The 23,546-nt window shown below is 70.7% G+C and carries 24 protein-coding genes and 1 tRNA gene; 9 read left to right on the top strand and 16 right to left on the bottom strand.

The window, feature by feature from the left end; all coding sequences use genetic code 11:
• Positions 1–623 precede the first annotated feature (623 nt).
• The 10 genes from AB0J80_RS04870 to AB0J80_RS04915 form a co-directional block, all read right to left on the bottom strand.
• Complete coding sequence (locus AB0J80_RS04870; protein WP_364700471.1) at positions 624–2,720, bottom strand: SCO2525 family SAM-dependent methyltransferase; 2,097 nt, start codon at positions 2,718–2,720, stop codon at positions 624–626.
• Between the two features lie 177 nt (positions 2,721–2,897).
• Positions 2,898–3,485: a hypothetical protein gene (locus AB0J80_RS04875; RefSeq protein ID WP_364700473.1), complete on the bottom strand. Its 588-nt coding sequence runs from the start codon at positions 3,483–3,485 to the stop codon at positions 2,898–2,900.
• Positions 3,486–3,487: 2 nt separating this feature from the next.
• Entirely contained in the window at positions 3,488–4,048 is a 561-nt protein-coding gene (locus AB0J80_RS04880) for a hypothetical protein (RefSeq protein ID WP_364700475.1), read from the bottom strand.
• Positions 4,049–4,052: 4 nt separating this feature from the next.
• Positions 4,053–5,390: a hypothetical protein gene (locus AB0J80_RS04885; protein ID WP_364700477.1), complete on the bottom strand. Its 1,338-nt coding sequence runs from the start codon at positions 5,388–5,390 to the stop codon at positions 4,053–4,055.
• A gap of 115 nt (positions 5,391–5,505) precedes the next feature.
• Complete coding sequence (locus AB0J80_RS04890; RefSeq protein WP_364700479.1) at positions 5,506–5,799, bottom strand: hypothetical protein; 294 nt, start codon at positions 5,797–5,799, stop codon at positions 5,506–5,508.
• 30 nt (positions 5,800–5,829) lie between these two features.
• Positions 5,830–6,558, bottom strand: a complete 729-nt coding sequence (locus tag AB0J80_RS04895; protein WP_364700481.1) for an MIP/aquaporin family protein — start codon at positions 6,556–6,558, stop codon at positions 5,830–5,832.
• 62 nt (positions 6,559–6,620) lie between these two features.
• The gene (dhaK, locus tag AB0J80_RS04900) at positions 6,621–7,616 is read right to left on the bottom strand and encodes a dihydroxyacetone kinase subunit DhaK (RefSeq protein WP_364700483.1); all 996 of its coding nucleotides are present in this window, start codon (positions 7,614–7,616) and stop codon (positions 6,621–6,623) included.
• Positions 7,617–7,626: 10 nt separating this feature from the next.
• Positions 7,627–8,262, bottom strand: coding sequence for a dihydroxyacetone kinase subunit DhaL (gene dhaL / locus AB0J80_RS04905; protein ID WP_364700485.1), 636 nt, complete (start codon positions 8,260–8,262; stop codon positions 7,627–7,629).
• Positions 8,259–9,062, bottom strand: coding sequence for an HAD-IA family hydrolase (locus tag AB0J80_RS04910; protein ID WP_364700487.1), 804 nt, complete (start codon positions 9,060–9,062; stop codon positions 8,259–8,261). The genes dhaL and AB0J80_RS04910 overlap by 4 nt, the downstream gene beginning before the upstream one ends.
• On the bottom strand, positions 9,059–9,919 hold the full coding sequence (locus AB0J80_RS04915; protein ID WP_364700489.1) for a class II fructose-bisphosphate aldolase: 861 nt from the start codon (positions 9,917–9,919) through the stop codon (positions 9,059–9,061). The genes AB0J80_RS04910 and AB0J80_RS04915 overlap by 4 nt, the downstream gene beginning before the upstream one ends.
• Positions 9,920–10,176: 257 nt before the next feature.
• Between AB0J80_RS04915 and AB0J80_RS04920 the strand changes: the two genes are divergently transcribed.
• A complete protein-coding gene (locus AB0J80_RS04920; protein ID WP_364700491.1) occupies positions 10,177–11,271 on the top strand; it encodes a LuxR C-terminal-related transcriptional regulator in 1,095 nt (364 codons plus the stop codon).
• A gap of 251 nt (positions 11,272–11,522) precedes the next feature.
• On the opposite strand, the gene AB0J80_RS04925 is transcribed toward AB0J80_RS04920, so the two are convergent.
• Both AB0J80_RS04925 and AB0J80_RS04930 read right to left on the bottom strand, forming a co-directional pair.
• Positions 11,523–11,594 (bottom strand) — tRNA-Val (locus AB0J80_RS04925).
• Between the two features lie 58 nt (positions 11,595–11,652).
• Positions 11,653–12,066 carry a TIGR02611 family protein gene (locus AB0J80_RS04930; protein ID WP_364700493.1) on the bottom strand — a complete coding sequence of 138 codons (414 nt, stop codon included), beginning with the start codon at positions 12,064–12,066 and terminating at the stop codon, positions 11,653–11,655.
• Positions 12,067–12,383: 317 nt separating this feature from the next.
• On the opposite strand from AB0J80_RS04930, the gene AB0J80_RS04935 reads away from it, so the two are divergent.
• The 4 genes from AB0J80_RS04935 (at position 12,384) to AB0J80_RS04950 (ending at position 14,745) form a co-directional block, all read left to right on the top strand.
• Complete coding sequence (locus AB0J80_RS04935) at positions 12,384–12,815, top strand: SsgA family sporulation/cell division regulator (RefSeq protein ID WP_014446635.1); 432 nt, start codon at positions 12,384–12,386, stop codon at positions 12,813–12,815.
• A 185-nt stretch (positions 12,816–13,000) separates the two neighbouring features.
• Positions 13,001–13,927 carry an AraC family transcriptional regulator gene (locus tag AB0J80_RS04940; protein WP_364700495.1) on the top strand — a complete coding sequence of 309 codons (927 nt, stop codon included), beginning with the start codon at positions 13,001–13,003 and terminating at the stop codon, positions 13,925–13,927.
• Positions 13,928–14,048: 121 nt separating this feature from the next.
• Positions 14,049–14,504 carry an Rrf2 family transcriptional regulator gene (locus AB0J80_RS04945; protein ID WP_106129593.1) on the top strand — a complete coding sequence of 152 codons (456 nt, stop codon included), beginning with the start codon at positions 14,049–14,051 and terminating at the stop codon, positions 14,502–14,504.
• A gap of 67 nt (positions 14,505–14,571) precedes the next feature.
• Positions 14,572–14,745: a DUF4236 domain-containing protein gene (locus AB0J80_RS04950; RefSeq protein WP_364700497.1), complete on the top strand. Its 174-nt coding sequence runs from the start codon at positions 14,572–14,574 to the stop codon at positions 14,743–14,745.
• A gap of 6 nt (positions 14,746–14,751) precedes the next feature.
• Here AB0J80_RS04950 and AB0J80_RS04955 read toward each other — a convergent pair whose 3' ends face one another.
• Complete coding sequence (locus AB0J80_RS04955) at positions 14,752–15,624, bottom strand: hypothetical protein (protein ID WP_364700499.1); 873 nt, start codon at positions 15,622–15,624, stop codon at positions 14,752–14,754.
• Between the two features lie 77 nt (positions 15,625–15,701).
• On the opposite strand from AB0J80_RS04955, the gene AB0J80_RS04960 reads away from it, so the two are divergent.
• From AB0J80_RS04960 to AB0J80_RS04970, 3 genes are all read left to right on the top strand, one after another.
• Positions 15,702–17,345, top strand: a complete 1,644-nt coding sequence (locus AB0J80_RS04960) for a fibronectin type III domain-containing protein (RefSeq protein WP_364700501.1) — start codon at positions 15,702–15,704, stop codon at positions 17,343–17,345.
• A 105-nt stretch (positions 17,346–17,450) separates the two neighbouring features.
• Positions 17,451–19,040, top strand: a complete 1,590-nt coding sequence (locus AB0J80_RS04965; protein ID WP_364700503.1) for a diguanylate cyclase — start codon at positions 17,451–17,453, stop codon at positions 19,038–19,040.
• A 29-nt stretch (positions 19,041–19,069) separates the two neighbouring features.
• Positions 19,070–19,873, top strand: coding sequence for an alpha/beta fold hydrolase (locus AB0J80_RS04970; RefSeq protein ID WP_364700505.1), 804 nt, complete (start codon positions 19,070–19,072; stop codon positions 19,871–19,873).
• Between the two features lie 113 nt (positions 19,874–19,986).
• Here the strand turns inward: AB0J80_RS04970 and AB0J80_RS04975 are convergent, their stop codons facing one another.
• The gene (locus AB0J80_RS04975; RefSeq protein ID WP_364700507.1) at positions 19,987–20,733 is read right to left on the bottom strand and encodes a helix-turn-helix domain-containing protein; all 747 of its coding nucleotides are present in this window, start codon (positions 20,731–20,733) and stop codon (positions 19,987–19,989) included.
• Between the two features lie 71 nt (positions 20,734–20,804).
• Between AB0J80_RS04975 and AB0J80_RS04980 the strand changes: the two genes are divergently transcribed.
• Positions 20,805–21,830, top strand: a complete 1,026-nt coding sequence (locus AB0J80_RS04980) for an LLM class flavin-dependent oxidoreductase (protein ID WP_364700509.1) — start codon at positions 20,805–20,807, stop codon at positions 21,828–21,830.
• Here the strand turns inward: AB0J80_RS04980 and AB0J80_RS04985 are convergent.
• Together AB0J80_RS04985 and AB0J80_RS04990 are read right to left on the bottom strand one after the other, a co-directional pair.
• Positions 21,730–22,980, bottom strand: a complete 1,251-nt coding sequence (locus AB0J80_RS04985) for a DUF4143 domain-containing protein (protein ID WP_364700511.1) — start codon at positions 22,978–22,980, stop codon at positions 21,730–21,732. The genes AB0J80_RS04980 and AB0J80_RS04985 overlap by 101 nt on opposite strands.
• A 212-nt stretch (positions 22,981–23,192) precedes the next feature.
• Positions 23,193–23,507, bottom strand: a complete 315-nt coding sequence (locus AB0J80_RS04990; protein WP_364700513.1) for a hypothetical protein — start codon at positions 23,505–23,507, stop codon at positions 23,193–23,195.
• Between the last annotated feature and the right edge of the window lie 39 nt (positions 23,508–23,546).

The following is a 23,546-nucleotide window of genomic DNA, read 5'->3' on the forward strand; positions in this document are numbered from 1 at the left end:
GCGACGAAAGCCGTCTGCATCGGGGGCCGCTCTCCTCCGACGAACCGCGTGGCCACTGGCTTCCCAATGGTGAAGTCACGCCACTCCGAGCGTCTCGGGTCCATGATTGCCGGCAGTTTGTAGATTGGCCGGATGCCGAACCTCGCGCCAGCACAGCAACACCGTGACGATGGCCGGCCGTTGACGGCCTTCGCCGGCCGCGTCCTCGTCCGTTGCCCGCGCTGCGGTGAGAAGGCCCTGGAGCGGTCAGCTAGCGATGATCGGCCGACTCGGTTGACCTGCAGCGACTGCGGCCTGAACCGAGAGGACGGCGCTGGTCGACCAGCCCGAAGTCCGCGCTACGACGCCCCTGTTTCACCGCTGTTCGGGGCCGATTTGTGGCTTCAGGAGCCGTGTGCCGGCCGAACACTGTGGGCGTACAACAGAGAACATGTCGACGCGATAGCCGCGTATGTGGGCGCAACACTGCGCCTCAGCGCGGTCGGCACGGACGCCCTCGTTTGTCACTACCATGGGACAATGGCACAGATGCTGCCGTCCTGGGTGAAGGAGCGAAAGCACCGCGACGCTGTTCTGATTGCACTGGAGCGAATGCGGCACCGATGCTGACCCTGATCCTGAGGTCACCTCTTGCGGCCGGTTACGACGATCATGCCGCTGTAGCCGGATCGCGGCTCGTGGTCGTATGAGACATCAGCCAGGTCGATCCGGGCCACCGGGGCGAATGCCCGCTTCACGTCCATTCCGTCGATGGGGCACGCCGGAAACATCTGGTTGCCGACGCGGTAGCCGGACGAGTTCCGCATGAATGCGGCGGCGAACGGCGCCCGGCTTCGCAGCGAGCCGACGAACTGCATGACTGCCCGCTGGAACTCGTCTGCACGGGTGGTGATGGACTCGGCGACGAAGAACATCGTGCCGATGTCGAACTGCTCGGGTCGGAGGTCGAAGACGCTGCCCTTGGTGATTCGCGCTCGGCGCGCCAGAAGGTCGAAGGGTTCGCGAATCCGCTGGTAAGGCATGCGGCCGCCGGCGATCGCCGACCAGAAGGCGGACCAGGATTCCTGCGGGTTGTGCAGCGCGTCGCTCAGCCAGCGCCTCTCGGACACCGCACGGGCGTAAAGGCTGATCTCATAGGCGAACGGAAGCATGGTCAGAGCGGGATAGAGATTCGTACCGGAACCCACGTCGACCGCCCGTCCGACCTCCCCCGAGTGGCCGACCCGCTCGAAGAAGTCCGCCACGATGGTGATCACTTGTGCATCGTCGTGGCCTAGTCGACTGTAGTTGTGCGCGAAGTACGAATCCGCGTCCAGGGAATCCCAGAGCACGTCGGCATTGCCGACCGAGCCCGGGATGGCCCCTGGGTCCAGCAGCGAGGGGTCCCTCTTCCCGGAACGCGGTCGCGCCGGCGTCGTGGGCGGCGTCTTCGAGGATGGGAGCGGCGTGCGCTTCTGGGCGATCGGTGTTTCGGTGACCGGGCGCGGAGACGGTGGGGGCGCCGGTTCGGCAGGCGGAACGGCCAGGTCCTGCACAGCCCGGACGGAACGCAGCAAACGGCCGTATCCGCCGGGGTCGAAGAGGTCGACCCACTGATAACGCCCGAGCCGCTGGGGCACGTCGCAGGGTTCGATCCTGGCCGGGATGATGTAGATGCGGCCGTCCGGTTTTTCCTCGGCCGCGTCGAGTGCGATCCGGATCTCCCGCTGAACGTAGCCGGACTTCGTTATGGCGGCTTGTGAGAGGCAGACCACGACCAGGTCGGCTGTGCGCACCGCCTGCTTGATCGTCGAGTCCCAGTCCGCGCCGGCCGGAATGTCCTCCTCGTCCAGCCATGGCGCCAGCCCGTCGGCTTGCATGCGCCGGTACAGCTCGCGAACCGCTTCCTTGTCACCCCATGAGTGGCACAGGAAGACCTTGACCGGCGGCACGGCCGGCTCCTCCCGGCGGGGCTCATCCGAATCGGCCCAGAACAACCGCTCGTCGAGCGGCAGGTTCAGGTTCTGCGCCATCCGAAGCATGTCGAGGAAGTCTCGGACGCTGGACCGGCGCTCATCCGCCCGCCGCGCCAGCAGCACCCGGTCCGCGATCAGGCGGGTCCGCTCCGGCTGCTCGCCGAGGCCGTGGGCGGCCGCAATGGACAGCAATCGCGCGCCGTCCGGCGGGGCGAGGCGCAGTTGCCAGCACAGGCCGATGAGGCGTGGCGGCAGGCGTCGGTCTCCGGCCGCGGTGAGGAGAACCAACGGCCTCGTCGCGGCGTCCGCGGACACGACCTCGCCGGTGGGCCGGACGACGAAGCGGAACTGCCCCAGCACCTGCACCAACATGTCGATCACCGGATCGGTCGCCTGATCGACGTCCTCGAGCACCAGAACCGCAGGCTGAGCATTGCCGGAGACCAGCGCCTCCCAGACGATTCCCCGGCGCAGGTAGGCCGACGGCTCCCGCAGTCGGGCGGCCTGCGCATCGTTCATCCGTTGCAGCTCGTCGTGGTGCCACAACAGATCTTGGCTCTTGGTGTCAGCGTTCAGCGCGTAGTCGAGAAACCTTCGACCGAGTTGGCGTGCGGCGTCCTGAGCCAGTGCCGACTTACCGCTACCCGCCGGCCCGGTGACCAACAGTGGACGGCCGGTGACCAGAGCCGCGTTGATCGCGTCGACTTCCTCGGGGGCATAGACGTATGCGTCATCGGTTGGTCTGAGCAGCTGCGGAACGGACACGCGCGAAACCTCCGGACCTCGACGAAGCTTGCGCAATGTTAGATGTTCAGAACCGAACGTACGTCTGTTGGTGGATCACCCGGACGTGGTCCCGCAGTCCGTCCCGGCTCAGGCCAGGCAGCGCCCCACCGACGTTGCATCGCGACGGCCTGGTCGCCCCGTGAGCCAGCCCGGCGGTCACGCAGCGGGGAGGATCCGCATCGACGGGTGGCGAGAGCTGAGATCGGAGATCAGGCGCACGTCGCCGATGACCGTGGTGGCGTCGCGGTCGACGTTGTCGACGGCCCAGGCGGCGGTGCGCTTGGCCACGTCGGGCCGGCCGACGACCGACAGCTCGGCGATGCCGCGGGCCAGCGTCCGGCAGAGCTCGGAGCCGAGCGGGTACCGGCAGTCGGCCTCCACCGACTTGACCTTCGTCTCGCTGTCGTGCCAGAGAGTGACGGACAACCTGGCACCCTCCGGGGCGTCGCATGACGTGCGGTGAGCGGCCGGCAGGCTGAGGTTCTTCTCGGTGGCCTGCGTCTTGCAAGTCCATTTTGCCCGCTGCAGGAAGTCCTTGCTGATGAGGCTGACCGTCAGCCCGGGCACGTACGCGTCGGCGCCGGTCGGGACTTTGTCGGGGATGGCGGGCAGTGCGGTGGGCCCGAGGGGGTCCGGTTCGGCGAGTTTCGCGGCGGTGTGACCACTGACGATGCCGACGCCTGCGCCGAGGCAGAGCCCGAGGAGGACGCCGAGCCCGACGCCGAGCACTGTGCGTACTTTCATGCTCACCATTCCAAGCTCTCCCCGATGTCCAGGCGAAGGGTTCTCCGGCCGCTGCCCCCGGGCTGACTGTCCAGCTGGTAGGAGTAGCCGGCGATCGTCGCCCGGACGTTCTTCCGCTCGGCGACCTGTCGGGTGAGCCAGGCGTCGACCTCGCCGGCACCTTGGGGGTCATGGGCGAAAGGCACGCCGGCGACCCAGCGCAGCAGCGCCATGGTGCCTTCGCTCGGTTCCTCGTCCGCGCGCATCCCCATGGTGGCGGTCAGCCGGCTGATCCCGCCCTCGTGGGTCCCCACGCCGACGCTCAGCCGCGTCTCACCGATCTCCAGCTCGCATCCTCGGGCGCCTCCGGGCTTGTAGCACTCGAAGCCACGCTTCTTGAGCGCTGCGACCAGGTCCTCGGCCTTCAGGTGCGGGATGCAACGGTACGTGGAGTCTTCGGCGCACGGACCCATGCTGGTCTCCGCGGACCGCGCGCCGCCGCGGAGGAGGAACATGGTGACTCCGGCGATGATCGTGGCGACCACGAAGGCGCCCAGGCCCGCCAGCAGGGTTCTCCGGATCATCGCCTCATGCCCCGTTCCGCACGAAGCCGGCCCATCGGCGGTAGAACGACGCGCTGCTCAAGCCCAGCGCCTCTCGGCAGATGCCGTCGAAGACGGGGAGCTCGGCCACGGCGTCGTCGCCGAGGTCGGCGTGCCGGACCACGGCGGCGTAGAACTCCACCGCCGCCTGGGTTCCCTTGAGCTTCTCGGCGAACAGGAACGCCGTCGCTCCGACGGCGTAGTTCTGCGTCGCCTTCTTGCCGTAGAAGTCCTTCGACCGGGGCAGCCGGCCGTTGAAGCCGGTGCGGGCGCCGCGCAGGGACTGGGCGGCCCGCCCGGCATTGCCCAGCGTCTCGGTCCACTGGGCGAAGCCCTCCACCGCCCACGTGGGAGCGCCGCTGTCGAGTTCACCGAGGGGGATCCCCACCTCCTGCGCGCGTGTGGTGATGGCGTGCGCCAGCTCGTGGCGCATGACGAGCCGGGGATCGTCGTCGAACGCGTCGATCCGCTTGAGGTTGACGACGACCCGGGACCCGGCGAACTGGCCGTCGAACACCTCACCGTTGGTGCGCACACCGACGCGGAACGGCGCGATTCCCTCGACCGTGTCCTCGTAGTTGTCCGCCTGGCCGAACCCGTACCAGGTCTTGAAAGCCCCGGCGTCGCGGGTGAGGAACATGAGGCTGCCCGGGTAACGGGTCCGGCCGCCCCACAGGGCATCGATCCGGTCGGCCTCGGCGGCCGCAGCGCTGACGTAGGCGTCCAGGTCGGTGACGGACGCGTCGGCGGCGAGCCAGACGTCGCCCACCGTGGTGACCCTCAACGGCGTGGTGTTCCAGGGCGCATCCGCCATGGGCCCCTGAACGTCCAGCTCGGCGGCATTGGCCCTCGTCTTGCCCACGATGTCCCGGACCAGGAACCGGCCGTCCTGCTGGATGAGCGTGTAACGGAAAGCCTCGCCCGGCATCACACCGGTGCCGGCGTCGTCGATGGCCAGCTGGACGATCCCGACGACCGGAAACGTCGACAGTCCCTTGTCGACCTGGGGCTGGACGCGCTCGGGCAGCACGTAGGCGAAGGTCTTGAACGTGAACTGGCGCAGGTTGGCGAACAGCATCTTCTGCTGCTTGATCAGCGCGCCCCGCGACTGGTCCAGATCGCCGAGGAACATGCCCTCGTCGCCGGTTTGCACCGCCTTCGCCCGCCGCGCGAGGATCGCCCGGAGCGCCGCCGTCGCCGCCGCGCCCGGAAGGTCGAGGCCGGCGTCGGGCTCCTCCTCGGTGATCAACGGCTTCGTCCGGTCCCGGGTGCATCCGGCCACCAGCATCGCCGTTCCCGCCACCAGCAGGGACCGCCGTGACAAGTCGAACAAACTACGCCCTCCGCTCCCCCGCAGCGCTGAGCAGGCGAAGAGGCTGCGCCCGCACGCCCGGCGAGGCTAGTACAAGCGGACGAGCGCAGCGACCCCGGGCGGTGGGCTACGGCTCACGAGGTGGTTCGTCGTCGGTCTCGGGATCCACGCCGGTGTAGTGCCCCGGTGCCCGCGGCGGGCGTTCGCCCTCGGGCAGGTTCATGTCCTCGTACTCGCCTTCCTGGCCCGTCCGCCGGCGGACCTCGGAGGCGACGTCGGTATCGGTGTAGGCGCCGACGTCCTTCTCCTGCGGGGTCTCGGGCGGCTCGTCGACATCGCGGCCCACATAGCGTCCCGCGTGACGCGACACCTCCGTGTGCCCGCCCTCGGCCGGCTCCGGCCGGCTCTCGCTGTTCTCCATCACGGATCTCCCACCGTCGTCGCGTCCGGGTCAGGTGTACGCATTCGCGAGCAGCCCCGCGAGAATCCCGCCGACGACCGGCCCGACCACCGGCACCCAGGAGTAGCCCCAGTCGCTTCCTCCCTTGCCACGCATGGGCAGCACCGCGTGCGCGATGCGCGGACCGAGGTCGCGTGCCGGGTTGATGGCATAGCCGGTCGGTCCTCCGAGGGAGGCTCCGATGCCGAGGACGAGCAGCGCGGCGGCGAGTGGCCCGAGCTGGCTGGGAGTCTTGCCGAACACGAGGATGACGAAGACGAGCACGAAGGTCGCGATGACCTCGGTGACGAGGTTCCAGGCGTAGGTGCGGATCGCCGGCCCGGTCGAGAAGACACCCAGCTGCGCCGTGGGGTCGTCGGTGTCGTCGAAGTGCTGCTTGTAGGCGAGCCAGACGGCAACGGCTCCGAGGAAGGCGCCGAGGAACTGGCCGGCGATGTAGACGAGCGTGGCTCCGAAGGTCACGGGTACGTTCGGCGCGTACTCGGCGGCCCCGCTCGCCCAGATGCCGAGCGTGACGGCGGGGTTGAGGTGGCCACCGGACCGGTACGCCGCGTACACGCCGGCGAAGACGCCGATCGCCCAGCCGAAGTTGACGAGGAGGAAGCCGCCGGCCGCTCCCTTCGTACGGGCAAGGGCGACGTTGGCGACGACCCCGCACCCCAGGACGAGCAGGAAGGCGGTGCCGACTGTTTCCGATACGAATACGCTCCCGAGGGACATGAAGGACTCCTAATGGCCTCACGCCGGCTTCCGGACTTCGCTGGGCGGCGCCTCGACGACGGCTAGAAGACGCGGACGGCGACCTCGGCGGGCGCGCCCAGGAGCCGGTCGATCTCGTCATCGAGGCGGACGAGGGTGAGCGACGCGCCGGCCATGTCGAGTGACGTGCAGTACTCGTTCACGTAGCTGCGGCCGACGGTGATGCCCCGGTCGGCGAGCTGCTGGTGGGCGCGCCGGTAGAGCACGTACAGCTCGCTGATGGGCGTACCGCCCAGACCGTTGATCATGAGAGCGACCCGGTCCCCGCTGTGGTAGGGAAGGTCGGTGACGACCGCTTCGAGCATGTCGTCGGCGATCGCGTCCGCGTTCGAGAGCTTGCGCCGCTCCCGCCCGGGCTCGCCGTGGATTCCCACACCGAACTCGATCTCGTCGTCCCCCAGGTCGAACAGGGGACTGCCCTTGGCAGGCGGGGTGCAGGCCGTGAGGGCGACCCCGAGGGAGCGGGTGACGTCGTTGACGTTCTTCCCGATGCGGATGAGCTCGTCGATGTCGGCGCCCGCCTCCGCGGCGGCGCCGACGGCCTTGAGCACGAAGAAGTTGCCTGCCACGCCGCGTCGGCCGACGGTGTAGAGGGAGTCCTTCACCGCCACGTCGTCGTTGATGGTGAGCACCTCGACCTTGATGCCCTCGGACTCCGCCATCTCCCGGCCCATGTCGAAGGCCATCCGGTCGCCCGTGTAGTTGTTCACGAGCAGGAGCACGCCTCGGGGGGAGGCCAGCAGTTTCGCGGTCTCGTAGACGTAGTCGATCGGCGGCGCGGCGAACACGTCGCCGGGACAGGCCGCGTCGAGCATGCCCTTGCCGACGATCATGACGTGCGCGGGCTCGTGCCCGGAGCCCGAACCCTGGACGATGGAGACCTTGTCCTCGCGCGGCGCATCGGCCCGCATGATGAGGTTGTACTCGGGCACGTACCGGAGCGTGTCCGGGTTCGCGAGGGCGAGGCCCTCCAGCATCTCGGGCACGAAGTTCTTCGGGTCGTTGACGAACTTCTTCACGACTGGCTCCTTATCTGGACCGGACCTCGCTGATGCGGTCGACGATCACGGCCACAGCCATGGCGCCGGCGTCGACCGAGCCTTTGCTGCGCTCCCCGGTGTAGGCGGCCCGCCCGCGCTTGGCCACCATGTCCCTGGTGGCCTCGGCCGACTCCCGCGCCGTCGCCGCAGCCGCGGTGAGCGCCTCCGCGGCGGACCTACCCTGCTGCAGCTGCTGCTCGAGCGTGTCGGTCATGGGGACCAGCGCGTCGAGCAGGGTCTTGTCGCCGACGTCGGACTGCCCGCGGGCCTTGATGCCCTCGATGGCCGATCGGAGCATCGCGACCACCTGCTCGCCCGAGATTTCCTTCTTGTCCCCCGCGGCGACGCCCGCCCGCATGAAGGCGGTGCCCCAGATCGGCCCGGAGGTGCCACCGATCCGCGACGCGATGGTCATACCGCACTTCTTCAGGAACGTGCCGACATCGGTACGGTCGATGTCGTCCCACCCCTCCAGCAGCTTCTCGAACCCCCTCGCCAGCGAGTAGCCGAAGTCGCCGTCACCTACGACGGCGTCGAGGTCACCGAAGTACCTCTCGTTCTCCACCGCCGTCTCGGCGATCGTGCGCACCACCAGCTCGGTCTGCCCCAGCGCGTCGCTGCTCACGTGTTCCCTCCCTCGTCGGGCACCGGCTGTGCCTGCAGGCAGGACCGGAGATCCTCCAGCGTGATGTAGTCCCCCGGGGTGGCCTTGCTCCGGTTGGCCAGCACCTCGACGGGCCGGCGTCCGGGGTCGCCGAGCTCCGAAACCACGAGTACGGCCTCGGTGAAGTCCTCGTCGCGGGTGTAGCCGTTGACGGTGACCAGGCACGGGAGCCCTGCCGCGGTGGCGGCCAGCAGCCCGTTGCGGGAGTCCTCGACCACCAGGGTTTCCGCGGGGTCGAGGGAGAGCTGCGAGACGGTGAGCCGGTAGATGGCAGGGTCGGGCTTCTTCGCCGGGACGACGTCGCCGGCGAAGCGGGGGATCCGGTCCGCGACCTCCTTGCCCACGGCGTTCTCGAGGACAGCCCGTACCGATTCCTCCGCCGAGGTGGAGGCGACCGCGACGGTCCAGCCCTCCCCGAGCGCCGCGAGGACGATCCGGGAGATGCCTGGACGCGGCGGGATGCGGCCCTCGGACACCAGCCGCTTGAACGCGGCGGTCTTGGTCCTGTGCCACTGTGCGAGGAGGTCCTTGCGGGCGGCCTCGTCCTCCGGAATGCCCGCAGCGCGGACGAACTCCGGGTCGGCGAACAGGCTCGCCATCCGCTCCTTGCCCCCGCCGATTCTGAGCTTCTCGGCGTAGTCGTCCTCGCTCCACCGTACGGGCAACCCGAAGTGCTCGAACGTCTCGTTGAAGGCCGGCAGGTGGCCGTGGCGCTCCGTGTCCGCCAGGACACCGTCGCAGTCGAAGATCAGGCCGGTCACCAGGCACGCCCTGCGCTACCGAAGAGCCGGATGTGCCGCTTGGCCATCTCGGTCACCGCATCCCGCTGCGCGGTGAACAGCGAGGGTGGGTCCCACTTGTCCTTGGTCTCGGCCGCCTTGAGAAAGCTCAGGCTCTCCTTCAGGTAGCTCTCCTTCAGCGCGGTCGAGATGTTGACCTTCGCGCAGCCGCGCGAGATGAGATCGGTGAACTGGCTGTCCGAGAGGCCGGTGCCTCCGTGCAGGGCCATGGGTACGCCCGTCGCCTCGACGAGGTCGGACACCCGCTGATGGTCGAGGACGGGAGCGGACTTGTACTGCCCGTGCGCGTTGCCGATGGCCGGGGCGAAGCAGTCGACGCCGGTCTGCTTGATGAAGTCGACGGCGACCTCAAGGCTCTGGACGCGGGAGGCCTCGTCGGAGCCGATGCCGTCCTCCACCCCCCGGATGCCTTCGATCTCCCCCTCGACGTGCGCGCCCGTTCTGCGGGCTTCGGCGACGACCTCCATGGTCTGGCGAAGATTCTCTGCGACAGCGAGCTCGTGGGCGTCGAACAGGACGCTGTTCCACCCGCCGGCCAGGCAGTCGCTGATGACCTCGCGGTAGGGGCAGTGGTCCAGGTGCAGCGTCACCGGCACCGGCACGTCCCGGACCAGGGCCTGGAAGATGCCGAAGAGCTGCCGGCGGCCGTACGACCGCACAGTCTTCACCGAGGTCTGCAGGATGACCGGAGCGTTCTCCTCGGTCGCGGCGGCGAGGATCGCCTCGATCGTGAGGTCGTTGAGGATGTTGAACGCGGCGACGCCGTACCTGTCCGCGAGCGCACGGTCCAGCATCTCCTTCATGCCGACGACGGGCACGAGGTCCCTCCCTGTCGGTCGAGTGGTGTGGCGCGTGGTCAGTAAAGCTGTCGTTGCTGCAGCTCATCCATGGGGGAAATCCCCCAGTCCCGCGGCGTGAGGGCACCGCGCAAAGGACCCGCAGCGGCCCTTTCAGATGGGGCATGAACCGGCGGACGCGCTGTCCATTGCGGCTCCTCGTGCGGTCCTTCTAAGGTCCAACCATGCGGCAGGAGGGGCAATGTGCGCCGGGCGGCCGTCCGCCGCTGGATGTCGCCGTGAGCAGCCTCTACTCGGATCAGAGCTTGATCCAGGTCCTGCGTCATCTCCTCCTGACGAGCAGCGGCGTGGTGCCGGGGGTCGCGGGCAGCGTCTCCCTCGTGGACGGCGCCGGCGGGACGTACAGCAAGGTGGCCGAGATCGGCGTGCGCTGCGAGCTGGGCCGCAGCTTTCCGCTCCACCAGGGCGCGACGGGGGAGGCCTTCGCCCGCCGCCGCCCGGTCGTCCTACCGAGCTATGAGGACGTGCCGGGGCGGCACCTGCCACCCGATCACCCCGCCAGCCGGGGGTCGGCGGTCGCGGTACCCATGTGGTGGCGCGGCGAGGTCATCGGGGTCAACGTCGGGTTCGCCGGCGAGTCCCGGCGCTACTCCGCAAGTGAGATCGACACCCTCGAGGTACTGAGCCAGGCCGGGGCGGGGGCCATCGTCCGGGCAGGCGGCGCCGAGCACCCTCTGCTCGCCGATCTCATCCGTGAGCGCTTCACCGCCCAGGCGGAACTCACCCGGATCAAGACGCGGGTCACCGAGGTGGGCGCTCCCCGTCCGCTCGGCGCCGAGGTAGCACAGGCGACCGCCGAGGTGGTCGCGGTCGCCGCCCTCGCCGCCTCACGCAGCGAAGGAGTGAGCCGGGTCCACGTCGCCGTCGTCCACCGAGCAGAAGGCCTCCGCCTGCTCGTCCAGGACGACTCACCGCTGGCGGGGCGCCCGACTTCGGAGCCCGACCCGCTCGGCCTGGGCACCAGCTCATGGTCGCAGCTGCTCGCGGCCGCGGGCGGAGCCGTCAAGGTGGACAGGGTCCCCGGCTGGGGGACGCTCGTCCAAGCAGACGTCCCCTACGCCGCCGACCGGCCGGCCGCCGCATCCCCGGTTGCCCCCGTGCCGTCGCCCCTGAGCCCCCGAGAGACAGAAGTTCTCACCTTGCTGGCCCAGGGCCGAACCGACCGAGAGGTCGCGGCTGCACTCTTCGTGTCCCCCAAGACAGTCGAGAAGCACGTCGGCTCAGCGCTGCGCAAGACCCACACAACCAGCCGTACGGGCGCCGTCGTCCAAGCCCTGGACCACGGCTGGATCGACCGCAGAGCGCATCCCTGAGCGATGTCTCGAAACTCGGTGCAGTCGTTGCCGTGCAATGGATCGCGGATCAGCCTGCCAGAGCGATGTTGCGCGCAGCCCGGTGAACGGGTGAATCGGGAGTGAAGTGCGAGACATCCCTTAGCCACCCGGACCCAACCGACCGGCAGTAACCACCGCAACGCGGGGTTTCCGGGGGCTCGGCCCCCGGAGCAGACAAAACGAGGGGCCCCGGTTCGCGCCTTCCGCGAACACAGAGCCCCTGCCGCTCGTGGGCGATACTGGGATCGAACCAGTGACCTCTCCGGTGTGAACGGAGCGCTCTCCCGCTGAGCTAATCGCCCTTGCCGCGACAGACTGTACCGGACCGCCTGCCTCGCGCGCGAACCCGGGGTCGGCGCGTCACCGGCGGGCGATGAAGTCGCGGATCTCGACGGCCAGGTCGATGTGCATGGTCAGCTTCACCGAGACCCAGACGACCGCGCAGATGAAGATGAAGCCCACCAGGCCGATGAGGGCGCGCACCGGGAGGCTCTGCTTGAGGACCCAGTGGGTCCAGCTCTGGACGTGGCGTTTGGTGAACTGCAGGAGGTGGCGGGCCCAGACGAACTCGACGGCCCAGATGGCGAGGCCGAGGATGACGATGGCCCAGCCGGGTCCCGGGAACGGGATGAGGACGATGCCGAGGGCGACGACGAGGCCGCCGAGGACGCCGACGCCGATCTTGAGGGCGAGCCGGCCGGTCGGGTTGGCGCGGACCCGGTCCAGTACACCGCGGGGCGTACGGGTCTCGGTCACCCTGTCGGATTGGGACATCTCGTTCACTTTCCCGGCAAAGATCGCAAGCTCCCGGTCATTTCATCCCCTAGTGTTCCGCCTCCCCGTCACTACCCGGGAGGAATGGACGTTACCGGAGTGAGTCAACTGCTGGACCACCCGACGCCGGGCGGAACCGAGTACTTGGGCAGAACAGGACAAGATACCGTTTAACGGCTCGTTCGGAGAGCTTATCGGAACCGTCTTCCCACTACTGGGTGAGATCAGCGTATGGCGGAGCGTAATGACAGGGATCACCTGAGTATGGGAAACGCGGGGTTCACCAGCCTCGCAGCGGTGCCGGGGGGAGTTCGTCCATGAGTACCATTCGTCCAACGACCGTCGAGGTCGAAACATCGCTGCGGCTCGTAGCGCCTGATGCCACGGCTCTGCCCGTGCGTGCCAGCCTGCGGTACGACCCAGCCGACCCGTACGCGGTCCACGTGTTGTTCCACGCAGAATCAGCCGGTGGGGAAGCCGTGAGCTGGTCCTTTGCGCGGGAACTGCTCGTGACCGGGCTCGATGAGCCCGCGGGCATCGGGGACGTCCGGGTGTGGCCGTGGGCCACGCCGCGGGGCGACTTCGTGGCCCTGGCGTTGTCGTCACCCGACGGCAATGCACTGTTCGAAGTACCACGCAGCGTTCTGGTCCGGTTCCTGCGGCGCACCTATGTGGTGGTTCCGCGGGGCCGGGAGTCCGATCACCTGGACGTGGACGCGGCGGTCAACCGGCTGTTGGCCGGTCGATAGCGACAACGGATTTCACGGGGCGACCCGCGCGGACACTGCCGGTCCGCGCGGGTCGCTTTTTCCGCGCCGCTATTAGAGGTCTTTTGTCCGTTTCAATACCTGTTTTCCAGATCGTCTGCCGGATATCCGCTGACCTCGCGGTCTCCCACGTGCATCCCTGGTCACGGCCGGATACCGTGCCCTCGATGGTCACCCCCGGACAGCAGCGCACCAGGTCCGCACCCGCCCCGCAGTGGGCCGGCGTGGGCACCTGCACGCTCTCCGGCACCGACCTCGTCGCCGAGGAGCCGCGGCCCCGGCGGCTGCCCTACCACCTGCTCGCCCTGACCACTGCCGGACACGGCACGGTCGAGATCGACTTCACCGCCCATCGGGTACGCCCGGGGACGCTGCTCTGGGTACGACCGGGGCAGGCCCTGCGGTTCGGGGCGGAGCCGGGGCTCGACGCCTCGCTCGTCACGTGGAGCCGCGACCTGCTGTCGGCGGCCGAGGTGAGCGGCGTACCGGTCGACGACCTGCCCGGGCCGACCCGCTGGCAGCTGGCCGGCGAGGACGAGGACGCGGTGATCACCGAGGTGGCGCAGCTGGGCGTGGACTGCGTGCGGCACAGCTCCGGCGCGATCGCGGCCGGCCTGCTGCGGCACCAGCTCGCGGTCCTGCTGCTGCGCATCGCCCTCATGAGCGCCGAGGACCGGGCCGCCACCACGACCTCGGAGGCCCGGACGTACGCCCGTTTCCGGCGCGACCTGGAGGACGGCCATCCGCACAGCCGGCGGGTGGAGGACTACGCGGCCCGGATCGGCTGCTCGGTCCGGACGCTCACCCGCGCGAGCCTCGCGGTGACCGGCCGTACGGCGAAACAGGTCGTCGACGATCGCGTGGCCCTCGAGGCGCGGCGCCTGCTGGCGTGCACCGACCTGTCGGTGGCGGAGATCGGCCGGCGGCTGGGCTTCGGCGAGCCGACCAACTTCGGCCGGTTCTTCCACCGCGAGGCCGGCATGAGCCCGGGGGCGTTCCGCGCCGGAGCCGCCGCCCCGATGCCGGCCGAGGTGGCGGACGACGTCGCGGACATCGGCGCCCGCGTCCCGACCCAGCGCCTGGCCGCGGAATGAGCCGGCCGAGACCCCCGAAAGACTGAATTTGCCACCACGCCCTGACGCTGAGTGATGCCCGAATTCCCATATTTCCCGGGGTGGACGAGGGTCGCGAGCGCGGACGGGGCATGATGGTGAGGTGCAGATCTCCGCGCGCGGCGACTACGCGGTACGGGCGGCGCTGAGCCTGGCCAACGCCTACCCCGCCCTGATGTCCGCCCAGGCCATCGCCCAGGACCAGAACATGCCCAGGAAGTTCCTCGAGGCCGTCCTCGCGGATCTCCGCCGGGCCGGAGTGGTCCGCGCCCAGCGCGGGGCGGAGGGTGGCTACACGCTGTCACAGTCGCCACGCGACGTGACCATCGGCCAGATCCTGCGCGCCGTCGACGGCCCGCTGGCCGGGGTCCGGGGACTGCGGCCGGAGGAGACCCAGTATTCGGGCGCCGCGGAGAACCTTCCCAACCTCTGGGTGGCCGTCCGCTCGGCGGTGCGCGAGGTCGTCGACGAGGTGAGCCTCGCCGAGCTGATCAGCGGCCGGATGCCGGCGCACGTCCGCAAGCTCACCACCCGTCCGGACGCCTGGCAGCCCCGGTAGGCGGTTTCGGGAGATCGGCCATCGGGAATCCGTGGATCATCTGGCGAATCCACGGAAGGACATCCCGATGGCCATCATGTACCGCAGCCGGAAGAAGTTCGGACCGCTGATCCTGAACTTCACTTCTCGGGGCCTCTCCTCCTGGACCATCAAGATCGGCCGCTGGTCCTGGAACTCGAAGGCCCGGGCGCACCGCGTCGACCTGCCCGGTCCGCTGTCGTGGAAGCAGGACAAGTCCTGACCGGACTCAGGCGGTGATCACCACGTCCCCGCCGAGCCGGCCGTGCTCCGGGCGCCGGGTCACCGTCCCGGCGTCCAGCAGCGTGTGCAGCACCCGGGTGACGTCCGCCGCCCGGTAGACGGTCTCGGTCAGCGCGAACGTCCGCAGGTCCGTCACCGAAGCCTCCCCCACCTCGCCCAGGTGGGCGAGCAGTTCCCGGCGCAGCGGCCCCGGGTGCGGGTTGAGCGAGATGTCGATCAGGTGCCGCTCCGGGTCGCCCGGGTCGCGGTAGCGCACGCCGGCGTACTCGTCGACCGCCCACAGCAGGTCCTTGAACGCCTCGAGGCTGCGGCCGAGGGTCGTCGCGTAGAGCACCACCTCGCCCGGCTCGTCGGTGACCGCGAGCTCGACGGCGGCGACGAGCGGAAAGCCGGCTTCCCGCAGCGCGGTCCGCGTCTGCGGCACCGGGTCCGGCCCGGGGAGCACGATCAGCGCCTCGGCCGGTTTCCCGGCGGCCAGGGCCGCGAGCAGGGGCGCGCCGGGCGGTTCGGCGGCGGCACCCGCATCCAGGAAACCGAGCACGGGTACGCGCAGAGCACCCGCCGCCTTCAACGCCGCCCCCCACGTGTCCTCGGTCCGGCCCGGCACACTGTGGACGCTGAGCCCGGCGGCCCCGGCGCCCGCCCCGACCTCGCCGCCGACCGCGACCACGGTCAGCTCCCTGCCCCTGACCAGGTCGGACTGGTCGGTGAAGACGCCGAGCGCCGCCTCGGCGAGGGAGCGGGTCGTGTCGGCGTACCCGTGGGCGTAGACGGCCCGCCGGGCCCGGTGCAGCGCGGCCGGCGCCCATGCCTCGAGGTGTCGGACCAGAATCTCGCGTTTGACGCTCTCGGCGGTCATGTTCGAGTTCTACCGTGTACGGCGCCACATCGGGTACGCGCCCCAGGACTTGTACCTACGGTGTCCGAGCAGACACTATGAGGCACGTGCCCCCTCCGCTCGCCGCCCTGACCGCCCAGGCGCAGTCGCTGACGGCCGAGGGCGACCTCGCCGGCGCCCGGGCCGTGCTGTCCGGCGTCCTCGACCCGGCCGAGACCGACCCCCAGCGCGCCTCTCCCGACCTCGCCCTCGCCGCCGCCCTGCTCGCCCGCATCCTCATCGCGCTCGGCGACGCGCACGCCGCGCGGCTCTGGGCCGGGTTCGCGCACGCGGCCGAGGAGCGGCTGCACGGCCCCCACGACGAACGCACGATCGCCGCGGCCGCCACCCACGCCGCGGTCCTGCACCGGGTGGGCAACCATGGCCGCGCCGCCCAGCTGTACCACGATCTCGTCGGCGAGCTGACGGCGCTCGACGGGCCGCTGTCGGAGCGGGTGCTCGCCGCCGAGGCGGACCTGGCGACCGCGGAGCACGCCGCCGGGCACTGCACGGCCGCACGGGCCCGGCTCACCGACGCGTGGACCCGCCACCGCGAGGTCTACGGCGACGCCTCACCCGCCGGGATCAAGATGCTGGCCCGGCTGGGCGCCATGGAACGCGAATGCTCCCGGCTCGGGGAGGCGTCGGCCCACCTGACCCTCGCCCAGGAGCTCTGCGCCCGGTACCTGCCGGCCGACCACCCCCTGGCGCAGCAGATCGCCCGCCTGGCCGGCAGCCCGGCGTCGGGGCGCCACCGCTGCGGCCGGGTGCAGCGCTCCACCGGCCCGGAACCCGACGGACCGGCTCCGGGCGTGACCCGCGTGCCGGCGAACGCCCCGCAACCGCCCGAGACGCCCGGCGACCCGACGGGCCGGCACGCCCGTCCGGAGCCGCCGATCCCGCTGCCGCTCATGTCGCCCGCCCCCGCTCAGCCCCACCCGGGCCGGCCGATGCCACCCGCCGAGCCGGTCTACTTCCCGGCACCGCCCCGGACGGGCACGCCCGCCGCCGACTGGCCGGCGCAGGGTCACGTCGCCCAGGTGCTGGCGGGCCGGACCGATCCGCCCGGCCCGTTCCCGCCCGACCTCTCCCCGCCCGCAGTCGACGCACCGGGGCCGTTCCCGCCGGACTCGGTGCCACCCGCGGCCGCCGCGCCCGGCGCGTACCCGCCCGGCCCCCGCCTACCCGTCGACCGGGCCAGTGCCCCGGTCACCGACCGCCTGCTCCCCGTACCCGTGGAGCAACCCGCGAGCCGGCAGCCCTTCATCCTGGCCGCGGTCCTGGTGGCCGGGGTCGCGGCCGCCGCGGCGGTCGTCGCGGTGACCCTGCCCCGCGGCGACCGGGCCGGCACCCCTCCCCCGGCCGCGCCCGTGACCAGCACCGCGTCCCCGGGCGCGTCCTCCGCCCCGCCCAGTCCCCCGGCGTCCGTCGACCCGCTGGCTCCCGTCGACGTCAAGCTGCGGGACAACCGCGACAGCGTCTCGCTCACCTGGCGCTACCCGAAGGGCTCCGAGGGCCCGGTGCTGATCTCCGGGGGCCGCCGCGGCCAGGAGCAGCGCGCCTTCCAGCAGCTGCCCGCCGGCACCACCGACTACACCGTGTACGGGCTCAACGAGCAGAACGACTACTGCTTCACCGTGGCCGTCGTCTACACGGTCGACAAGGTCGCCGCCTCCCAGCCGGTCTGCACCGCCCGGAGGTAGGCAACCGAACTGCTCCCGGAAAACCCCTCAACGCCGGGCACCGCGGCCGATCGGGAAGGCTGCCGAGGACCCCGCCGGGGACCGAGCGGGAGAGGCGGGACGCTGGTGACGACCGAGGCGGCGACGGAGGCCGGTCCCATCCTGGTCGCGGACGAGCGCAGCGCGCTCGAGGCGACCCTGGCCGAGCTCGAGGCGCGCCCCACGTCCAAGTTCCGCAGCGTCGCCGGGCCGGCCGCGGCCGCCGAGCGCCGGGCCGGCGAGCTGCGCCTCGACGACCTGGCCATGCGCGCCAAGCTGATGCGGGCCGACATCCTCGTCCGCGAGGGCCGCTCGGAGCGGGGCGGGCAGTGGGCGCACCAGGTGCTGGCCTGGGCCCAGGAGCACGAATGCCCCTTCCTGCTCGCGCGGTCGCACCGGGTGCTGTCCAACTTCTACCGGCAGGTCGGCGACCTCTCCGAAGGCCTCACCCACGCGGTGCAGGGCGTCGCGAACCTGATCGACGACGAGCCGCCCAGCATCCGGGCGCGGCACCTGATGACCCTCGCCGTCGCCCTCGACGAGAGCGGCTCCACCGAGGAGGGCGACCGGCGGTTCCGCGAGGCGCTGCAGATCGCGACCGCCATCGGCGACTTCGAGCTGACCCTCAACATCCTCAACAACATGGCGTACACGGCGTTCGAGAACGGCGACGAGGCCGGCGCCCGGGAGCTGGTCGCGCACATGCGCGAGGTGCAGGCCCGCGGCCCGCGCAACTTCAGCGCGCTGGAGCTGGACACGATCGCGCGCGTCGAGATGATGAGCGGCCGCTACGGCGCGGCCGAGGAGACGCTGCACGTCATGCTCGAGGACGGCCAGTCGAAGGTCGAGGCGCACGAGGGGGTCGCGCCGGCCGTGTGCCTGCTCACCCTGGCCGAGGCGCGCCGGCTGGACCACCGCTACGCGGCGGCCCAGGAAGCCCTCGACGAGGCCGCGCGGGTGGCCGAGGAGCGCGGGCTGGACCGGGTACGCGCCCAGGCCCGCGAGGAGCAGGCCGCCCTGTACGCCGCCACCGGCCGGTTCCGCGAGGCGTACGAGGAGCACCGCGCCTTCCACACGGCGGCGTCGGCGCTGCACTCGGCGCAACGGGACGCGCGGGCCCGGGCACTGCAAGCGGTGTTCGAGGCGACCGAGGCGCGGCGCGCCAGCGAGCACTTCCGCGAGATGGCGCACCGCGACGCCCTGACCGGCCTCTACAACCGCCGCTACGTCAACGACCGGCTACCGGCCCTGCTCGGCGAGGCGCTCGCCCGGCGGGCGCCCCTGTCGCTGGCGATCCTCGACCTGGACCACTTCAAGCGGGTGAACGACACGCTCTCGCACAGCACCGGCGACATCGTGCTCCAGCAGGTCGCGAAGCTCCTGCACGAGGCGGCGATCGGGCCGATGATCGCGGCGCGGATGGGCGGCGAGGAGTTCCTGCTCATCATGCCGGGCCTCGCCCACGAGGAGGCGGTGGAGCGCTGCGAGCGGCTGCGCCTGCGCATCCGGGCCCACGCCTGGGAGCCGATCACCGGCGCCATGCCGGTGACGACCAGCATCGGGGTCACGACCTCCGACGACGGCCGCGGCTCCCCGTCGTCGCTGCTCTCGCTGGCCGACCGCAACCTGTACGTGGCCAAGCGCGAGGGCCGGGACCGGGTCGTCGCCGACGTCTGAACCGCCCCCGGGGCGGGTATGACCAGACCATGCTGCCCCTGGCCCTCTCCGCGCCGAGACCCCGCCGGGGCTGGGTCAGCCGCTGGTCGACGGTCGGACGTGTCCGCACCCACGTCCGCGTCCCGGCCCGGCCCGCCGACGGCCTGCCGGTGGTGATGCTCCACGGCCTCGCCGTCTCGCACCGCTACCTGATGCCCACGGCGGAGGCGCTCACCGACCGGCACCCGGTGCTCGTACCGGACCTGCCCGGGTTCGGGCTCACCACCAAGCCACCGGTCGCCTTCGACGTCCCCCGCCACGCCCGGTTCGTCGCCGCGTGGCTGGACGCCGAAGGGCTCTCCCGGGTGGCCGTGCTGGGGCACTCGTTCGGCGCGGAGGTCGCGGCGGCCCTCGCCGTCCTGCGCCCCGACACGGTGGCGGCACTCATCCTGGCGAGCCCGACGACCGACCCCGCCGCGCGGACCCGCCGGGCCCTGATCGGCCGGTGGTTCGGCGACCTGCCGGCGGAGGACCCCCGTCAGGCCGCGATCCTGGCCCGCGACGTGTGGGACGCCCGGCCGTGGCGGGTCTGGGCGACCATCGGGCACTCGGTCCGCAACCGCGTCGAGGACGACCTGAGCCGGGTCGGCTGCCCCACCCTGGTGCTCGGCGGTGACCGGGACCCGGTCGCGCCGCTCCCCTGGCGTACCCGGGTCGCCCAGCTCACCGGCGGCGTCTCGGTGACCCTGCCGGGCGCGGCCCACAACGCCCTGACGACCGCCGGCCCGGCGGCGGCGGACGCGATCGCCGCCCACCTGGCCCCGGCGACGAGTGCTTTCGGCATGACGGGGTAGTCGGTGAGCCATGCGTATCGGAAACACGGAGGTCCGCGTCTTCGGCGGCGGCCTCGGCTGCCTCACGATGATCGTGGTGTCCGTCCTGCTGTCGGTCCTGCTCACCGTCCTGGTCAACGTGGTGCTGTGACGGCCGCGGCCAGCGCCCGGGCCGTTGCCGCGTCAGCCGGGAGGAAGGCCTCGAGCTTGAGCTCCGCGAGGGTGACATCCGTCGCGGTCGCGAACGTCGTCACGGTCGTGATCAAGTGCAGCCGACCGTGGCGTGAGTCCAGAAGCAGCGGCACCGCGAACCCCAGGTGCCCGTCGGACGGCTGCAGACCGGGTACGTACGCCAGCAGCTCGTCGCGGAGCTCTTCCTGCTGCTCCAAGCGGTGCAGGACGTGCCGCCCCCATTCGGCCAGGTTGCGGATCCGCGGTGCGATCCCGGCCGGGTGCAACGCCAGGCGGTAGACGTTGCGGCCGGGACCGACCAGCTCCGCGGCGGCTCCCTCGGTGATCACGCCGAACGCGTCGTTGGCCGCGACCAGGGCACCGCTACGGTCGACGACCAGCGCCGGATAGGGCTGGTGCCCGTCGAGGATGTGGCCGATCGCGGCGCGCACCGGGGCGAGTGCCGCATCATCCAGCGGCGTCTCGGGGTACACCGCCGCGTATCCGGCCGCCAGCAGCAGCGCGTTGCGCTCCCGCAGCGGCAGGCCCAGCGAGTCGGCCAGGCGTACCACCATGCCGCGCCCCGGGCGCGACCGGCCCGACTCCATGAAGCTCACGTGCCGCTGCGTCGTCCCGGCCCGCGTGGCCAGCTCGAGCTGACTGATCCGCCGGTCGGTACGCCGTTCACGCAGCGCGCGCGGGAAATCCATGGGTTCGTTTCTACCGGCTATTCCCCGGAGGGAATTGCCGCTCCCCGCAGTGGCTGGCCAGCATCGTCGGCGTGGACATCGGCGTACTGCTTCCGACCAGCGCCGCCCAGTGGGGCGACCCGCGCGACCTGATCGCCTTCGGCCAGGAGGCAGAGCGGCTCGGCTTCGCCTCGCTCTTCGCCAACGACTCCCTGATCAGCCCGCGTATCGAGGCCCTGACGATGCTCGCCGCACTGGCTCCGGTCACGACGACCGCGACCCTCGGCACGGGCGCGCTGCTGCCGTTCCTGCGGCGGCCCGTGCAGCTGGCACAGTCGCTCGCGTCGCTCGACCTGCTCTCCGGCGGGCGCCTGGCCGTCGCGGTCGGCGCCGGCTTCCCCGGGCGTTTCGGGCGGCCGTTCTACGCGCTGTCGGAGGTGCCGTGGGCCCGGCGGTTCGCCCGGCTGGACGAGACGGTCGCGCTGTGGCGCGCACTGTGGGCCGGCGCGACGAGTTTCCACGGCGAGTTCTTCCGGTACGACGAGATGCCGCCCGCCACGCCCCCGTTCCGTACCGAAGGACCTCCGATCTGGCTGGGCGGTGCAACACCGGCCGCGCTGGCCCGCACCGGGCGGCTGTACGACGGCTGGCTTCCGTACCCGCCCGACCCGGCGGACTACGCCTCAGGCCTCGCGCAGGTGCACAAGGCCGCGGCGGACAACGGCCGCTCCTCCGACGCCGTCACACCCGCCCTGTTCGTGACCGTTCTGATCGACGAGGACGGTGAGCGCAGGGCGATGGACCGGTACGCCACCACCGTCTACGGCATGCCGCTCACCGAGCTGGAGAAGGTCCAGGCAGTCGTCACCGGCTCCGCGGATCAGGTGCGTGCGGCCCTGACCCGCTACATCGAAGCCGGCGCCCGCCACATCGTCGTCCGCCTCGGCGCGCTCGACCTCCGTACCCAGCACCACCAGCTGGAACGGGTCGCCGCCCTCATCCCCGCATGGAACGAGATCACCGGAGCGCCGAACTCCACAGCGCAGCGAGAGGGACCGCCAGGACGCGGTCAGCCAGACGAAAAACCCGAGGCCCGGTGTGGACGACCAGGCCCATAGTGAACCTGTTACCAAGCTGGTCACGAAGCCACTCGAGATGGCGGGCGTCGTGAGAGGAAGGGGAAGACGTCGCCTTGACCTCGATCGCCAGCACGTGACCGTCGCGCGACTCGATGATCAGGTCTATCTCGCGCCGGCCGTTCGCATCACGCAGGTGGAACAGGTCGGCGCCGATGGTGCTGACAGTGCATTCTGCGCGGAATTGAGCGGCGACAAGCGTGTCCAGAGTGCGACCCAGCAGGTCGGGGTCACGCAGTGCACGCCGGTGGTCCACCAGCAGAAGCGGACCGAGCAGGCCAGGGTCGATGAGGAAACGCTTGGGAAGACGAAGCGCACGATCTGTACGGTTGCCGGCCCAGCTCGGAACACGCTGGGTGATCATGAGACTTTCAAGCAGCGTGTCGTAGCCGACGGCGGTGGCCCGATCGATGCCCGCCGCGTCGTACAGCAGTTTGTGCGTCGGGGTGCCCGCGGTGTTCGCGGCGACCGCCTGAAGATAGCGGCGCAGTCTGCTCGGATCACGCGCGAGACCGAGCGCCAGCGCCTCCCGGGTCGCCAGGTGATCGACGTATCCCCGTAGCCAACGGTCGCGTGCTCGGTCTGTCGGTACCCGGAGCGCCTCGGGCCATCCGCTGGTGAGGGCCTCGGTCACGTACCCTTCGACATCTTGGTCGACAGCCGAGTCGGCCAAGACATCGGCGCCGTCGCTGAAGAGCCGGTCAATGAGCGACGGTGCCGCAGCGTCGCCATGGCGCTCGCGCCCGACCAGCGGAAACATGGTCAAGCGAACGATACGGCCGGTGGCCGGCCACCCGGATGACGTCAGATCGGCCTGCGCGGAGCCCGTCAGCACGAACCGCCCCGGCCGGGGATCGTCGTCGACGGCCCGTTTGACGGCACCCAGGATCTCGGGGACGACCTGCCATTCATCGATCAGAACGGGCTCCTCGAGCCCGCGCAGCGCGACATCGGGGTCGACGCGTGCGAGAGCGGCCTGAGCCGGAACATCGAGACGCAAGACCGAACGGCAGTGGCGCCGAGTGGTGGTGGTCTTCCCGCAGGCGCGCGGACCCACCACGAGCACGGCGGGGTGGGTGGCCACGACATCGGCCAGCTCGGCGTCCAGCAGCCGGGGGACATAACCGCCCATCATCACACTCGCTAATTAGCACACGTTGTACTCCCAATTTAGCACACCCGCGACTCCCGATTTAGCACAGTACCGACTCCCTCTTTAGCACGCCGGGGCGCGGGTGGGCCGGCTCAGGGCGGCCCATCAGGTAGTCGAGCCGCATCCCGCAATGGAGAACGCCGGCGACTCCATCATGTTGCCTGTGAGGCCCCGTCCAATCGGAAGACCGTCTAGTCGGAAGGGGATACCCGGGTGCCCGCCCGGCGCATCAGAACCACCACACCGTTGAGGGCGGCGGCGTTGACGAATGCGGCCGCCGCGATGCAGCTGATGAACACCCCGTCGTTGCCGTCCCATCTTGCGGTGGCCGTCAACAGCGCATACGACCAGGGCGCTGTCAGGAGCATCGTCCCCATGACGGCGAAGTCGGCGCCCGGCTGGCCTGACCTGGTGATCTCCACGAAAGCCCACACGGTCGACGCGGCCACGGCGATCAGGTAGATCCGCGCGATCCAGCCACCGACGAACCCCCGCAAGATCCTCATCGGGCGATGGTGACCGAACGTACGGGACGGCGCCATCGG

It is taken from the genome of Actinoplanes sp. NPDC049548 (assembly GCF_040676695.1).
Taxonomy (GTDB): domain Bacteria; phylum Actinomycetota; class Actinomycetes; order Mycobacteriales; family Micromonosporaceae; genus Actinoplanes.

What these genes read in the sequence shown, in the direction of transcription:
- AB0J80_RS04875 (WP_364700473.1), bottom strand. Translation starts at nt 3,485, where the DNA reads ATGAAAGTACGCACAGTGCTCGGCGTCGGGCTCGGCGTCCTCCTCGGG.
- AB0J80_RS04880 (WP_364700475.1), bottom strand. Translation starts at nt 4,048, where the DNA reads ATGATCCGGAGAACCCTGCTGGCGGGCCTGGGCGCCTTCGTGGTCGCC.
- AB0J80_RS04890 (WP_364700479.1), bottom strand. Translation starts at nt 5,799, where the DNA reads ATGGAGAACAGCGAGAGCCGGCCGGAGCCGGCCGAGGGCGGGCACACG.
- AB0J80_RS04895 (WP_364700481.1), bottom strand. Translation starts at nt 6,558, where the DNA reads ATGTCCCTCGGGAGCGTATTCGTATCGGAAACAGTCGGCACCGCCTTC.
- AB0J80_RS04930 (WP_364700493.1), bottom strand. Translation starts at nt 12,066, where the DNA reads ATGTCCCAATCCGACAGGGTGACCGAGACCCGTACGCCCCGCGGTGTA.
- AB0J80_RS04935 (WP_014446635.1), top strand. Translation starts at nt 12,384, where the DNA reads ATGAGTACCATTCGTCCAACGACCGTCGAGGTCGAAACATCGCTGCGG.
- AB0J80_RS04940 (WP_364700495.1), top strand. Translation starts at nt 13,001, where the DNA reads ATGGTCACCCCCGGACAGCAGCGCACCAGGTCCGCACCCGCCCCGCAG.
- AB0J80_RS04950 (WP_364700497.1), top strand. Translation starts at nt 14,572, where the DNA reads ATGGCCATCATGTACCGCAGCCGGAAGAAGTTCGGACCGCTGATCCTG.
- AB0J80_RS04955 (WP_364700499.1), bottom strand. Translation starts at nt 15,624, where the DNA reads ATGACCGCCGAGAGCGTCAAACGCGAGATTCTGGTCCGACACCTCGAG.
- AB0J80_RS04960 (WP_364700501.1), top strand. Translation starts at nt 15,702, where the DNA reads ATGAGGCACGTGCCCCCTCCGCTCGCCGCCCTGACCGCCCAGGCGCAG.
- AB0J80_RS04970 (WP_364700505.1), top strand. Translation starts at nt 19,070, where the DNA reads ATGCTGCCCCTGGCCCTCTCCGCGCCGAGACCCCGCCGGGGCTGGGTC.
- AB0J80_RS04975 (WP_364700507.1), bottom strand. Translation starts at nt 20,733, where the DNA reads ATGGATTTCCCGCGCGCGCTGCGTGAACGGCGTACCGACCGGCGGATC.
- AB0J80_RS04985 (WP_364700511.1), bottom strand. Translation starts at nt 22,980, where the DNA reads ATGGGCGGTTATGTCCCCCGGCTGCTGGACGCCGAGCTGGCCGATGTC.
- AB0J80_RS04990 (WP_364700513.1), bottom strand. Translation starts at nt 23,507, where the DNA reads ATGAGGATCTTGCGGGGGTTCGTCGGTGGCTGGATCGCGCGGATCTAC.